General features: G+C 60.7%; 10 protein-coding genes. 5 read left to right on the forward strand and 5 right to left on the reverse strand.

Features of this window, described 5'->3' with window-relative positions; translation table 11 throughout:
* Positions 1 to 9 precede the first annotated feature (9 nt).
* Both prsK and ACQ4WZ_RS09575 read right to left on the reverse strand, forming a co-directional pair.
* On the reverse strand, positions 10 to 2,058 hold the full coding sequence (gene prsK / locus ACQ4WZ_RS09570; RefSeq protein WP_436573237.1) for an XrtA/PEP-CTERM system histidine kinase PrsK: 2,049 nt from the start codon (positions 2,056 to 2,058) through the stop codon (positions 10 to 12).
* Positions 2,058 to 3,446, reverse strand: a complete 1,389-nt coding sequence (locus ACQ4WZ_RS09575) for a TIGR03013 family XrtA/PEP-CTERM system glycosyltransferase (RefSeq protein ID WP_436573238.1) — start codon at positions 3,444 to 3,446, stop codon at positions 2,058 to 2,060. Before ACQ4WZ_RS09575 ends, prsK begins: the two co-directional genes overlap by 1 nt.
* Positions 3,447 to 3,649: 203 nt before the next feature.
* Here ACQ4WZ_RS09575 and nadB point away from each other — a divergent pair, with 203 nt between their 5' ends.
* The 4 genes from nadB (at position 3,650) to ACQ4WZ_RS09595 (ending at position 7,845) form a co-directional block, all read left to right on the forward strand.
* Positions 3,650 to 5,263 carry an L-aspartate oxidase gene (gene nadB, locus ACQ4WZ_RS09580; protein WP_101481197.1) on the forward strand — a complete coding sequence of 538 codons (1,614 nt, stop codon included), beginning with the start codon at positions 3,650 to 3,652 and terminating at the stop codon, positions 5,261 to 5,263.
* Between the two features lie 158 nt (positions 5,264 to 5,421).
* A complete protein-coding gene (locus tag ACQ4WZ_RS09585; protein ID WP_436573239.1) occupies positions 5,422 to 5,646 on the forward strand; it encodes a hypothetical protein in 225 nt (74 codons plus the stop codon).
* Between the two features lie 187 nt (positions 5,647 to 5,833).
* Positions 5,834 to 7,075 (forward strand): hypothetical protein, encoded by a 1,242-nt coding sequence (locus tag ACQ4WZ_RS09590; RefSeq protein ID WP_436573240.1) that lies wholly within the window; start codon positions 5,834 to 5,836, stop codon positions 7,073 to 7,075.
* A gap of 311 nt (positions 7,076 to 7,386) precedes the next feature.
* Positions 7,387 to 7,845 (forward strand): hypothetical protein, encoded by a 459-nt coding sequence (locus ACQ4WZ_RS09595; RefSeq protein WP_436573241.1) that lies wholly within the window; start codon positions 7,387 to 7,389, stop codon positions 7,843 to 7,845.
* Between the two features lie 188 nt (positions 7,846 to 8,033).
* Here the strand turns inward: ACQ4WZ_RS09595 and ACQ4WZ_RS09600 are convergent, their stop codons facing one another.
* Positions 8,034 to 8,975 carry a LysR family transcriptional regulator gene (locus ACQ4WZ_RS09600; RefSeq protein WP_099419983.1) on the reverse strand — a complete coding sequence of 314 codons (942 nt, stop codon included), beginning with the start codon at positions 8,973 to 8,975 and terminating at the stop codon, positions 8,034 to 8,036.
* A 137-nt stretch (positions 8,976 to 9,112) separates the two neighbouring features.
* On the opposite strand from ACQ4WZ_RS09600, the gene ACQ4WZ_RS09605 reads away from it, so the two are divergent.
* Positions 9,113 to 10,339, forward strand: coding sequence for an FAD-dependent monooxygenase (locus ACQ4WZ_RS09605; RefSeq protein ID WP_436573242.1), 1,227 nt, complete (start codon positions 9,113 to 9,115; stop codon positions 10,337 to 10,339).
* 428 nt (positions 10,340 to 10,767) lie between these two features.
* Here ACQ4WZ_RS09605 and ACQ4WZ_RS09610 read toward each other — a convergent pair whose 3' ends face one another.
* Positions 10,768 to 12,141 (reverse strand): toxin-antitoxin system YwqK family antitoxin, encoded by a 1,374-nt coding sequence (locus ACQ4WZ_RS09610; protein WP_436573243.1) that lies wholly within the window; start codon positions 12,139 to 12,141, stop codon positions 10,768 to 10,770.
* The gene (locus ACQ4WZ_RS09615; protein WP_436573244.1) at positions 12,126 to 13,472 is read right to left on the reverse strand and encodes a toxin-antitoxin system YwqK family antitoxin; all 1,347 of its coding nucleotides are present in this window, start codon (positions 13,470 to 13,472) and stop codon (positions 12,126 to 12,128) included. The genes ACQ4WZ_RS09610 and ACQ4WZ_RS09615 overlap by 16 nt, the downstream gene beginning before the upstream one ends.
* Positions 13,473 to 13,476: the final 4 nt, after the last annotated feature.

Raw genomic sequence — 13,476 nt, forward strand, 5'->3', positions numbered from 1 at the left:
ACTCCTTTGCTAGGCCGCGTGCAGCGGCAGGATCACGCGAAACCTGGTGCCGACCTCGGGTTCGCTGCGCACTTCCAGGCTGCCGCCCACTTCGCGCAGGTATTCGCGGCTTTCGAACACGCCGATGCCCATGCCCGCCGTCTTGGTCGTGTCGAAGGGCTTGAACAGGCGTTCGCGGATGAATTGCTCGCTCATGCCCTGCCCCGTATCGTCGAGCTCGACCACGGCCGTGTGCTGCTCGCGCCGCAGCCGTACGGCCACCTTGCCATCGCTGGCTGTGGCCTCGATGGCGTTCTGGATCAAATGGCCCAGCACTCTTTCCAGCCGAGCGCGGTTGGCCAGCACCGTCAGCTCGGCATCGACAATTTCCAGTCGGGGCGCCGGCGCCAGGCTGGCCTTGGCGGCCACGGCCTGGCGCAGCAAGCCATCGAGCAGCAGCGGCGCCGGCGCTTCCGGCGCCTCGCCACGCGCCAGCTTCTGCAGCAAGGTCTTCATTTTCTGCACGGAATGGTCCAGGGTGCCCAGCATGTCCTGCTGGAAGGCGGGATTGGCGCGGTGCTTTTCGGCATTGCTTAACAACAAGGACAGCTGGAACACGAGGTTTTTCAAGTCATGCACAATAAAAGTGGACATGCGGTTGAACGAGTCAAACTGGCGCGACACCGTCAGGGTGTCGAGCGATTCGCGGTGCGCCAAATAGCTGGCGGCTTGGCTGCCGGCAATTTTCAGCACGTCGCGGATTTCCCAGTTCAAGCCGATACGCGTACGGGGCCGCGCCAGCGCGACAAAGGCGAACAGCTGGCCATGCAGCATCAAGGGCAGCAGCAGCCACACGTCGGGCAGCGCCAGCAGCGCAGGCGGTAGCTGCAAGCCACCGTACTGGCGCGGGTTTTGCCGACAGTCAGGCACGTCGATCACCCACTGCCGCGCTTCCAGAAACTGACACAGGCTGCCGGTCGCCGGCTCGCTCCACGTGCTCGGTGGCCAGTTCCAGGTGGCGGCCGGGGCAAACTGCCCCTGTTCGCGCACTATCCACAGCGCGCCGGCGCGGCTTTCGACCAGCTGCGCCATGGCCTGTATCGTGCGTTCGCCCAGGGCCGGGCCATCTTCAGACAAGGCCCGCGTAAAACGCAGCCATTCTTCGCGGTAATCGAAGATGGCGTTATAGAAATGCTTGTTGATGGTGACCTTGAGCTTGGCGCGCAGACTGCCGGAAAACAGCACGCCCGCCAGCAACAGGGCCGCGCCGCCCAGGTAGGCCATCTGCATCAGCGAACCCCAGGTGCCGCCGACATAGCGCAAGTAGTAGGCGCTGGCCGCCATGGCCAGCAAATAGATGGCCGAACCCAGCAAGGCGGCCGAGCGGTACAGCATCTGGCGCGAAACGGACAGGCCCAGCGCCCAGCCTGGATTGCGCGCGGCCGACACGGCCAGCAGCGGGGCGCACAGGGCGTCGACGATGCCGCGCGCGGCCCAGATATCATCGTTGATCGCGCGAAACAGCAAGGCGTCGCTGTACAGATAGAAATCGTAGGCAAACAGGCCGCCCACGCCCAGGCAGGCAAACTTGATGCCCCAGCGTTTCAAGGGCGGCGTGTTGCGGTACCACTGCTCCACCAGCAGCATGCCCAGCACGGCCAGCAGCAAACGGCAGACACTGGCGATGATACGCGCCGGCAAAGGCAGCGCCAGCCACGACGAGGCCATGGACAACAGCCAGGGCGCCAGCGCCGTGAGGGCGACGCCGGCCAGCACCAGACGCAAGCGGGGCCGCGACGGTTCGATCAGCAGCAGCAAAAAAACCAGCCAGGCCAGGGTGCGCAGCAACTCCAGCGCATCGCCGGCCAGCGCGATGCGTTGCCCCAGCAGCACCAGCACCACCGTGCCCGTGGCCCAGCCCCCCGTCGCCAGGCAGGCGAGCAGCAAGGCGCGCACGTTTTGCCGCGCGCGCCAGTTGCTGATGAATAGCAGTGCCAGCGCGAAGAAGGCCAGCGACGCGAGGCCGTGGCTGAGGGCCGCCGCATCAGTCTGCGCCAGCCAGGCCGATTGCGCCTGCATTATCGGCTGCCCTTGCCAAACAGCACCACCTGCACCGTGTCGAGCAGGATCAGCAAGTCGAGGAAGAGGCTATTATTTTTCACATAATATAAATCGTATTGCAGCTTCTTCACGGCATCGTCGACGGAGGCGCCATATTGATAGCGCACCTGCGCCAGGCCCGTGATGCCGGGCTTGATGCTATGACGAATGTTGTAGTACGGCACCTGCTGCTTCAGTTGCTCGACAAAGTAGGCACGCTCGGGGCGCGGCCCCACAAAACTCATCTCGCCGCGAAACACATTGAGCATTTGCGGCAATTCGTCGATGCGCAGCTTGCGGATCAGATTGCCCACCCGCGTGATGCGCGCATCATTGGCCAGCGCCCAGATGGGCTTGCCATCGCGCTCGGCATCGCAGCGCATGCTGCGAAATTTCAGCACCTTAAAGGGCAAGCCGTCGCGCCCCACCCGCTCCTGCTGGTAAAACACGGGGCCGCCGTCTTCCAGGCGGATGCACATTGCCGTGACCAGCATCACGGGCAGCGCCGCCAGGCAGATGACGCTGCTGGCGGCCAGGTCAAAAAGGCGCTTCGAGGCGGCGCGGAAAAAACTCTGGTCGAAGCCGCCGCCATAGATCAGATAGCTGGGCTGCAAGGAATCGATGCGGATTTGGCACGCTTCGCGCTCGAAAAACGTGGCCGCGTCGATCACTTTCACGCCGCCCAGCGCGCATTCCAATAGCTGCTTGGCAGGAAACGCCCCATTGCGCCGGTCGCTGACGGACACCACGATCTCATGCGCCGCATGGCGCTGGGCCATGGCCAGCAGCGACGGCTCGGCCGGCAGCAAGGCCGAGACCGGCACGCAGCATTGCTCTCCCGCCACATCGATGCAGCCGACCACCGTAAACTGGTGAAAACCGATCTTGCTCGCTGCCAAGTCCATGCATTCGCGCGCCAGTGCCCCGCCGCCCACCAGGATCAGCCGGCCTTCCATCAGCGGCGATTGCGAGGATTTGAACACCACCAGGCGCGCCAGCAGCACGCCGATGGCGCCCAGGCCAAAGATCAGCACGCTACCGCGCCCGAAATGCAAGGACGGGATGAAACGGATCAAAACGCTGAGCACGGCAAAGCCCAGCGCGAACGAAGGCAGGATGCGCAATAAAGTGTTGCGGATATCTTCACGCGAGCGGTGCTGGTACATGCCCAGCGCACTCATGCTCAGCACGATGACCAGCGCAAAGATCGTGGACGAAAGGTAAAGCTCACCCACCCGCACCAGGCGGCTGTCGTCCGCCAGCCACAGCATCGATGTCAGGGTGGCCGACAGCAACAGGATCATGATTTCCAGCAACAGCAATATAAACGCTGTTTTCGAGACATAATGGCTGAAGATGCGGATCATGGTTCCTCCTGCGGCAAAAAGCGGCACGCCGCGCGCAGGGCGGCCTGCTGCTGTCTTGCCATGATGGCCAACTGTTCCGCGAGGACATTGATGCGCCACAAGCTACGCCCCCGGCGATCTTTCGCTTGCAGAATTTATCTCAACACATTACCGAATGAGGGGAAATGGCATATAGTATGCTTCCCCTAAATGAGATGAATGTCATGAAATTTGATGTAGCGATTGTCGGCAGTGGCCTGGCGGGTTTATCGGTTGCACTGCATTTAGCTGAGACGCGCACTGTCGCGATCATTTCCAAACGCGCGCTGCTCGATGGCGCCAGCAACTGGGCGCAAGGCGGGATCGCGGCCGTGCTGGACTCGGGCGACAGCCATCAGCAGCACATCGAAGACACACTGATAGCGGGCGGCGGCCTGTGCGACGAGAGCGCCACGCGCTATATCGTCGAACACGGCCGCGAAGCCATCGAATGGCTGATCGAGCAAGGCGTGCCGTTTACGCGCGACGCCACGGCCGAACTGGGCTTCCATCTGACCCGCGAAGGTGGCCATAGCCAGCGCCGCATCATCCACGCGGCCGACGCCACGGGCCATGCCGTGCAGGTGACCCTGGAAGAAAAGGTACGTTCCCACCCGAACATCAGCCTGTTCGAACACCATTGCGCCATCGACCTGATCACCTCCGACAAGCTGGGCATGAAGCCGACACAGCGCAATGCGCAACCGCATTGCCACGGCCTGTACGTGCAGGATGAGCAAACGGGCAAGGTGCACACCTTTGCCGCCGAGCACACCGTGCTGGCCACGGGAGGCGCCGGCAAGGTGTATTTATACACAACGAATCCTGACACGGCCAGCGGCGACGGCATCGCCATGGCCTGGCGCGCCGGCTGCCGCGTGTCGAACATGGAATTCATCCAGTTCCACCCGACTTGTTTGTACCACCCGTATGCGAAATCCTTCCTGATCACCGAAGCTATCCGTGGCGAAGGCGGTTTGCTGAAACTGCCGCCTGAAGCGGGCGCAGCGGCCGGCCAGCGCTTCATGCTGGCCCACGATGAGCGGGCCGAACTGGCGCCGCGCGACGTGGTGGCGCGCGCCATCGACTTTGAGATCAAAAAGCGCGGCCTCGATTACGTGCACCTGGACATCAGCCACAAGCCGGCCGAGTTCCTCATCGAACACTTCCCCACAATTTACGCGCGCTGTTTGGAACTGGGCATCGACATCACCAAGCAGCCTATCCCCATCGTGCCCGCCGCCCACTACACTTGCGGCGGCGTCGTCACGGACCTGTCCGGTCGCGCCGACTTGCCGGGCCTGTATGCAGTGGGCGAGACGGCCTGTACCGGCTTGCACGGCGCGAACCGCCTGGCGTCGAATTCCTTGCTGGAATGCATCGTCATCGGCCGCGCTTGCGCACAGGATATCGAAAGCAAGGAAAAGCTGGGCACGCCGTATTTGCCCGACTGGGATGAAAGCCGCGTCACGGATGCGGATGAAGAAGTGGTGATTTCCCACAATTGGGATGAACTGCGCCGCTTCATGTGGAATTACGTGGGCATCGTGCGCACGACCAAGCGCCTGGAGCGGGCCCAGCACCGCATCGCCCTGCTGAAAGAGGAAATCGACGAGTACTACCGCAACTTCCGCATCACGCACGACTTGCTGGAATTGCGCAATCTGGTCGACGTGGCCTCGATGATCGTGAACAGCGCCCTGTCGCGCCGCGAAAGCCGTGGCCTGCACTTCAGCCGTGATTATCCGGAAACCTTGCCGAAAGCCATCGCCAGCGTGCTGACGCCGCCGCACAGGTAGACAACAAGGCAACCGCCTCCTGATTCGGAAGGCAGGCGCATCGTGCGATCAGTCATTGCGGTGTTCCGCTATCGGCCAGTAGCGGCCATCGCAACTAATTACTTGATTGACATCACGCTTCGCTTACGATGAGAGCGATGGAAAAGCCAAGAATACAAGTGGACTTCAACGAACTGGTTCAACCAGATGTGGTGTTGCTATCAAAAACCGACCTTATTATTGATGCAACGAGTGCCAGTGTATTGCTTAGTGAAGGCCTGCCGGTATTTGTTTATGAATACAATTGCTACGCCGATGGCACCGAAGAGTATTTGCTTGCCGAGGGCACTGCTGAATTGAATGACGTTGCTGCCAATGGCGAGTGGAGCAAACCCGCGAAATAGTGTTGCCGCATCAATGACAACGGCGTGCGGGTAGAAATAACTTGATCGTATAGGCCTCAGCGTGAGGTCAAACGGTACGCTTTGGAACGGAACCTGGCAATAGCAGCTTTCGGCCAGAAGCCGATGTTGCCAGCGACAGTTAAACTGTTGATACATTCACTGACCGCCCTGATCGGCCCACACTATTATGTTCATCCGTCTCGCCTTCCTTGCCGCCACCCTGACGCTCGGCTTCGCCGATTCGGCCGTCGCCGATACCGCCGTCCTTGAAAAACTCACGGCCAGCCGGCTCGCTATCACCGTTGACAAAGGCACGTTATCGGGACCCGGTGCGGCACTGCTGCTACAGGCTTCGCGCCAGGCGCAGTACGTCCTCCTCGGCGAGGATCACGGTGTCGCCGAGATCGCCCAATTCTCATCCGCCTACTTCAATGCCTTGCCCCCTGCCGGCTTCACGACCTTGGTAACTGAAAATGGTCCAGCCGTGACGAGCGCGCTCGAAGGGATACTCAAGGGCCCCGACGCGGTTGCTGCTATCGCCAGATTCGACGCCACCTATCCGGACTCCGTTGCTTTCTACACCATGCGCCAGGAAGCAGAGATGCTCGCCGGCTTTGCCCTGGCCGCAGGACCGCGCTTCAAGCACTGGGGCATCGATCAGGAATTCGTGGGGGCGGCCAAATACCTGATCACCCTGATGCTGGCCCAGCCGGTTAATCCGGCTGCCCGCGCGAAGCTGGAAGCCTTGCGTCAAATGGAAGCCGTCGCATCTCAAAAGGCGGCAGCCACCGGCAATCCCTTCGAGTACTTTATGCTGTCGGCCCCAAGCGAGGCACTGACCTCGTTGCGCCCGCTACTTGCCGGCCCCAAAGAGCAAACCGCGCTAGGGCTGCTCGATGCATTGCTGGCCACCCGCGCCATCTATCAGAAAAGCGCCTCTCAAGTGCCCGGTGATCGCGACCTCTCCAACCGCTTACGTTTGACGCTGTTAAAGCGAACCCTGGAAACCCGGCTCGGCATGCAAGAGCAAAAGCTGGTGGTCAAGGTCGGCGCAAATCACGCATACAAGGGTCTTAATCCACTCAACAATCGTGACATTGGCAACTTTCTGGCTGAACGCGCCGAAGGCCAGGGCCATACCTCGCTGCACCTGATCGTGCTGGCGGCGAAGGGTACGCAACTGAGATTCGGGGGAGCGCGCAAGCCATATCAGCCGGCACACATCGAACTTGACAGCCCGGCCTTCAATCTGCTGGCCAGTGCAGGCGCCACCGACGGCAGCTGGTCTCTATTTGATCTGCGGTCACTGCGGCCAGGCTCGCGCAAACTGGCGGGGGGCGACATTGAAATGTTTAACCTGATCAACGGCTACGACTTTGCCCTGATTATCCCCGAAGGCAGCGCTTCTGCGCAGCTCGTGACACCTTAGAAGGGTTGGAGGGAATAACACTTACTGCTGACGTAGCCCTTGTATTATTTGAGCTGTTGAGCCGCTACTCTGATTCAGACCAGTTGAACATAATAGACCAAGCAGAACAAAGAGCGCTCTGGAATCTGTGCTGCTTTTTTGAGAAGAAATCAGTAGCTCCATTTAATATGGAATATGGTCAAGCGCTGTCAGAAGCTCGGACGCGATTGCGTGATGAGGAATAATTTCGAACTTCCGCTTTGGGGCGGAAACTGCCGACGACGGCAATCGGCCAAAACCGGTCCTTCAACGGTCAAGGGATAAAGGGAAAAATGAAAAATCTCATCTTGGAAAAACCCGATCAGGTCCGCTGGTACACCAACATGCGCGACGTGTTCGAGGCCGCCAACATTGCGCCGCAAGACTATGACTGGTACGTCAGCGACATCGAAACTAACTGGAAGCCACCGGGGTTTAAGCTGGATGATCAATGGTTCACCGGCGACGAACTCGCAGGCTTTCTGCTTGCCAACGAGATTCAGTTTATCTGGGCGGTGTTTAGTGCGGTACCGAAGGGGCTTCGTCCGATAACTACTCCGGCGCCATGCGTTGAGGACAACCCGCGATATTGGGACGGCACGGAACCGGGGCCGCAGCTAGAAGGTGCTTTGTTCGAAATTGCTTGCTGGGATAGTAGTGGAACGATTCTGATCAATCTGCCAGCGCAGGCCATCGATTCGTTCGTTACCCGATATCCAGACGCCAAGCCATTGGCGGCCGCCCGTTCCTGATGGATGCTGGAAGGTCCGCTTTGGGGCGAATCCAGCCTGACGATGCAGCCGCTAGATTTTCACCCTGACAACCTGCTATGCTGCCCGAACGGCCGGGTTCGGCCAAAAGCTGACATTGAGAAAGTCATACCGAGCGACTGCTTCTGCTCCGAAGAACTCCACTTTGAGTCCAGTGCACTACTTCGATCCTAGACCGTTCCACAAGTTATGGGGTCCACGGGAGGGTTAACCGACCCAGCCAACCGCACTTGTATCAAATCCAGCAGCGCCCGCACACGCGCGGTCACGGAATGGCGATGGCTGTATGCCCCCAGTAATTTCAGGGGCGCGGGACACAGGTCCAGTGGTACCTCCTGCAATCGGCCCGTAGCAAGATCTTCCTGGCAGGGATAGGCCGCCACAATCGCGAAGCCGATGCCTTGCCGTGCGCCTGCCACTGCCAGTTCTCCGCTGTTGACGCGGTAACGGCTGCGGACCGGCACCTTGACGATTTCTCCCGCAGCGTTCTGAAACTGCCAGGGCTGACCTTTCAGCGCACTGAGGGTGGTGATGCACGGTAGAGACTTCAGTTCGCGCACATAGTGTGGCATGCCGGTCTTGGCTAGCAAGGTGGGGGCGGCAACCACGATGCTGGGCAGGGTGGCGAGTTCGCGGGTGATGAAAGTACTGTCCTCCTGATGGCCACGGTGGAAGACGATTGAAAGATCGACGTCCTCTCGAAGTACCTCAAGTCCGGTCATCCGGGTATCGCATTCAAGCTCGATGCCTGGATGGAGGCTACAGAATTCGGCCAGGATAGGAGCTAGCAGCCTTGGCGCTTCGCCTGGCATGCACATCCTTAGGGGGCCACGCAGCTCACGCTGTACTGCGCCAAGCTCTTCCTCGGTGGAGAGCAAGGCGTCGAGCAAGGGTTTTGCGCGTTCGTAGAGTAGCCTGCCAGCTTCCGTCATGCGCAGGTGGCGGGTGCTGCGTTCCAGCAGGCGGACGCCCAGCATGCGTTCCAGCGAGGCGACGTGGCGGCTAACGTTAGAAGATGGCAGGGTCAGCAGGCGTGCTGCGCCGGCAAAGCTTTGTTCATCGACGACCGCCACGTAGACACGGACTGTATTCAGGTCGAGGGCATTGCGCATTATTATCCCGATTAAGGTATGAAAGCTATCCATTTTCACATACTAGTACTCCACAGTGGCGGAATTTAATATGCCATCTCGTCCGATGAATCGCCGTCGGCGGCACGTCGGGACGGATTGAATAGGAGAGCTTTAGCATGGAAATCGGAATACTTGGCGGCGGCATTGCAGGGTTGAGCGTGGCGCTTGCCTTGAGCAAGCGGGGGTACAGTCCCCGCGTATATGAGCGCCGGGCGGGGCCGGCAACCATGGGGGCTGGCGTGACGCTCTGGCCCAATGCCAGCTTTGTGCTGGAAGAACTGGGACTGCTGCAAGACATTGAGGCCATTGGCGGTAGACCGCTGACAATGCGTCGCCAGGATGCTGCGGGAAATGCACTGGGGGGCCTCGATATTGGTTTGCTGGACCGGACGATGGGATACCCGACCTACACGGTGCTGCGTAGGCACCTGCAGGAGGTGTTGCTGGATCATGCGGCACGGGCAGGGATTCCGGTGGAGTTCGGGCACCGGGCGGTGGCTATTGAGCTTGATACTCATGGCAGAGCCGTGGCCCATTTCGAAAATGGCGCGAGCGTCCGCCCGGATCTGCTCATTGGGGCCGACGGCCGCATGGAATCAGTGGCGCGCAGGTTTGTCGCGGGTGACAACACACCAATCTATCAAGGCTTTGTGAACTGGATTGGCGTAGCGCAGGGGCCGCATGCGCTGGTGAACGATGTTTCGATTCAAGACTTCTGGGGGGTGGGCAAGCGCTTCGGTTGCGTGCCGGTCCGGCCGGATCTGGTCTACTGGGCGGCGGCGCAGGCACGGCCATTGCCGATGGCGGCGCCTGCAGCGGATATGCGTAAGGAAATTGAGGACCTGTTCGCGGAATGGCCTGAGCCTGTCACACGTCTCATCCAGGCGACACCGGCGGATGCCATCCGACTGATTGCCGTGCACGACTTGGAGCCGCTGCACACGTGGAGCCGGGCAAATGTGCTGCTCGTGGGAGATGCGGCGCACGCGCCGTTGCCGACGTCGGGGCAAGGAGCCTGCCAGGCGCTTGAGGATGCGTGGCATTTGGCCCGGTGTTTGGATGGTGCAAGTGGAGGCTTGGAAGACATCTTCCAGGCGTTTGCGAGAATTCGCGCTCCCAAAACCGCAAGGCTGGCGGAACAGGGCCGGGGCTTCGCACGTGGGTTGTTCGCCACAGATACCGAAACCTGTCGCATCCGCAACGAGAGGGCCAAGGCGTCCGATCCTGTGCGTGACGTGCAGGTCTTGGCAGCCGGATGGAGCCAGGGTCTACCGCTGCTTGGTGGCGCAGACAGCACGTCAGTGGAGGTAGGCGGCTTTGACAGCCTGTACCGCATTGAATGATGTGTACGGGATTCCACGCGGATAGAAAGTCATGTCCCCAGTGACGAAGCCGAGCGGCCGGCTGAGCTTGACAGGAGCTGGATGCGATTTTTCAGGTTTTATGCAAGCGCCTCTTCCCACGCATCCGGTCAGCTTGCATGTGGGCATCAGCCGGTAAGCGTTACATAGCAGACCGTGGCCATCGAAACTCGAACGGCGGCAATGGGGCGACAGCTGCCGACCACAACAAGCCCTGCTCGGCGCAGGCAGCCGTGCGCCACGGTCCGGTGCAGGCTGGCAGCGGTGTTTATACGCGAAACGACACCACCGGCACCGTGACGCAACGGGACAAAGTCTGAACTCCCTCCAGTGCCCTTTCCTGTAGCGGTACATGCGTCGCAAAAAGGCAGGCCACGCATTACGGATCGAGAGGCAATAACTTTCCCTGGTCAGGGTTCCGGCATGTCGAACGCAATCCCATCTTCCGCGTACGACATTTTGGCTGAATCTCCAGTGCACATTCCCTGGGGCTCGTCAGCTACATAGCGGCATTCGCTTTCCACACTGCCATCTGCACGCCAGTGCCGGGTCCAGCCTTGGCGCTCGCCATCCACATACTCGATCAGCTGGCGCGGCTTGCCATCGGCGTACCACGAACGCAATGCGCCCTCCTCGCGCCCACCTGCATTCCACTGCTTTTGCACGATCAAGACGCCGGCCCGGCTGAAGCGTTGTTCGCTGCGCATGACGTAGTGCCCGCTATGCGTGCGCTTGCTGGCGACCTTGCCGTCCGGATAATACTCGACGCTTTCGCCGGCAGGCTTGCCGTCGACATAGTTGCCTGTGCGATGCACCTTGCCATCCGGGAAATAACTGGTGCTCGGCCCCGTCTGGATGCCGTTCACATACAGGCTGCGGCTTTCTACTGTGCCGTCCGGATAGAACAGCAGCAATTCGCCCTCCGTCTGGCCCTTGACCTGCGTCATGCGCGTGCGCAGCTTGCCATCCTTGTCGAACGTTTCCACCAGGCCATCGGCACGGGCGCCGTTGCGGTAGGTGCGCGATTCGATCAGCTTGCCATTCTGGTGATAGGTCTGCTCTTCCCCCTCCTGCACGCCGTTGCGCCACGTGCCGCGTATGGACATCTTGCCGTCAGGGTAATAGCGGGTCTGCGTCCCCTGCTGCACGCCTCGCCCATCTTGCTCAACCTGCATTTCCAGCTGTCCATGCGGGTAATACATGCTGTAGTTGCCCACCAGCTTGCCGCGCAGGTAATCTGGATCGTTGACCAGACCCGTCAGACGCTTCGGCTCGCCTTCGCGCACATGATAAACCTCGACTTGCCAGGTGCCTGGCGTACTGCCTGGCGGCAGCGGCAGGACCAGCGCATAGCGCGCATGTTCCTTGACTTCGCCGCGCGACAGATTGTGATTCAGGTACAAACGCGGCTTGCCGTCGGCACAGGCCTGCGGCTCGCAGCGGCCCAGCTTGCCAACTTCGGGCATGGCGAGCGCTCCCGCTTCGCCTCCCACCTTGCCTGGCGCGGGACAGAATGTGATACGCATCAACAAGGGCGTCTTGTTGCGGATCAAGGTAGCCAATTGATGCTTCATGGCGACATACTGATCCTTATCCAGGCGCACGGAAACGGCATTCATCAGCACCTGCCTGCCGCCGCAGCCGCTGTCGCTGGCGAGGGTCAGCACATCGCCGTCGGGCGTCGCCTTGATCGCGGTGACTACTTGCCGCTGCTCAATCTCGGCGTTGGCCAGCGCCGGCAACAGCAGCATGGCGCCAAATAAATGTTTCAAAGTGCGCGCCATGCCTGCTCCTTGCGCAACAATTCCGGCGCTGGCGGCGCTTCGCCGCAAGCCCCCTGAGCCTTGCCGGCCACATACTGGCATTCACTCTTCAGGCTGCCATCCTGGCGCCAACTGCGGCTCCATCCCTCGCGCCGGTCGTTCACGTACTCGATGGATTGCTCGGGCTTGCCGTTCTCGTACCACGAGCGCGACGTGCCTTGTTCACGCAATTGCGCATCCCACCGTCTTTCCAGCACCAGCACACCCTGGGGGCTGTAGCGCTGCAAGCTCAGCAGCCCGCCCTTGTCGCCATACTCCTGGCGGCTCTCCACCTTGCCATCTGGATAGAATTCCATTGCCACGCCCGTGGGTAAATCGTTAACCTGCGTCATCCTGGCTCGCACGGCGCCATCGGGGTAGTAATTCGTGCTCACGCCGTTGAACTTGCCGTGCTGCATTTCCGCGCGGCTGGAGATTTTTCCATCCGGGAAGTACGTGAGCATCTCGCCTTCCATCTTGCCGTCGCGCAAAGTGTAGCTGCTGCTCAGCTTGCCATTTTCATCAAACTTCTGCACGGGCCCGTCGAGTTGCTTGCCATCTCGGTAGCTGCTCGTCTCGCTCAGCTTGCCCGTGGCGTGATAACGCTGGTGCTCGCCCTCGGGCAAGCCATGGCGCCAGTTACCGCGCAACTCCAGGGTGCCATCGGGAAAGTACTTGCTGCCGATGCCGTGCTGCTGACCCTGCCCATCCTGCGCAACCTGTTTCTCGATTTTGCCGTTCGGGTAATACGTGACATAGCCGCCCACCAGTTCCCCGGATGCATAATCGGCCTTGTTGACCTGGCCGGACAGGCGCAGCTTGTGGCCGGCGACGCTATAAATCTCCACTTTCCACGTGCCTGGCAGCTTGCCTTTCGGCAAGGGCAACAGCAGCACATTCGGTGCTTTTTCTTGCTCGATGGGGAAGAAACGGTCGTGCAGGTACAGCCGCGCCCGGCCATCGGCGCAGACCGCTGGCGTGCAGGCGGCGATGTCGCGCACGATGGGTACGCTCGCATCCTCCGGGCATTTTTTCAGGGTGACGCGCATGGGCGTCTTGTTGCGAATGTGCCGGGCCAGATCGGCTTTCAGCGCGTCGTAAGGCGCCTCGTCCAGGTTCACCGAGCGGGCATCCATGCGTATCTGCTTGCCGCCGCAGGCCGTCGTGCCCGCAATAGTGTACACATCGCCGCCTTCGCTATCTGGCTCGGCCGCCATGGCTGTCACTACCAGGCGCTGCACGATGTCCGCCTGCGCCATGCCTGAGGCCAGCAAGGAGGCGCCCAGTAAGGCGCATATAATCTTGATTTTCATGGTA

The sequence above is a fragment of the Janthinobacterium darwini genome (assembly GCF_051380905.1).
Taxonomy (GTDB): domain Bacteria; phylum Pseudomonadota; class Gammaproteobacteria; order Burkholderiales; family Burkholderiaceae_D; genus Janthinobacterium.

Bases quoted from the DNA above. Each gene is read 5' to 3' on its own strand.
- ACQ4WZ_RS09595 (WP_436573241.1), top strand. From the start codon at position 7,387: ATGAAAAATCTCATCTTGGAAAAACCCGATCAGGTCCGCTGGTACACC.
- prsK (WP_436573237.1), bottom strand. From the start codon at position 2,058: ATGCAGGCGCAATCGGCCTGGCTGGCGCAGACTGATGCGGCGGCCCTC.
- ACQ4WZ_RS09615 (WP_436573244.1), bottom strand. From the start codon at position 13,472: ATGAAAATCAAGATTATATGCGCCTTACTGGGCGCCTCCTTGCTGGCC.
- nadB (WP_101481197.1), top strand. From the start codon at position 3,650: ATGAAATTTGATGTAGCGATTGTCGGCAGTGGCCTGGCGGGTTTATCG.
- ACQ4WZ_RS09590 (WP_436573240.1), top strand. From the start codon at position 5,834: ATGTTCATCCGTCTCGCCTTCCTTGCCGCCACCCTGACGCTCGGCTTC.
- ACQ4WZ_RS09605 (WP_436573242.1), top strand. From the start codon at position 9,113: ATGGAAATCGGAATACTTGGCGGCGGCATTGCAGGGTTGAGCGTGGCG.
- ACQ4WZ_RS09610 (WP_436573243.1), bottom strand. From the start codon at position 12,141: ATGGCGCGCACTTTGAAACATTTATTTGGCGCCATGCTGCTGTTGCCG.
- ACQ4WZ_RS09600 (WP_099419983.1), bottom strand. From the start codon at position 8,975: ATGCGCAATGCCCTCGACCTGAATACAGTCCGTGTCTACGTGGCGGTC.
- ACQ4WZ_RS09575 (WP_436573238.1), bottom strand. From the start codon at position 3,446: ATGATCCGCATCTTCAGCCATTATGTCTCGAAAACAGCGTTTATATTG.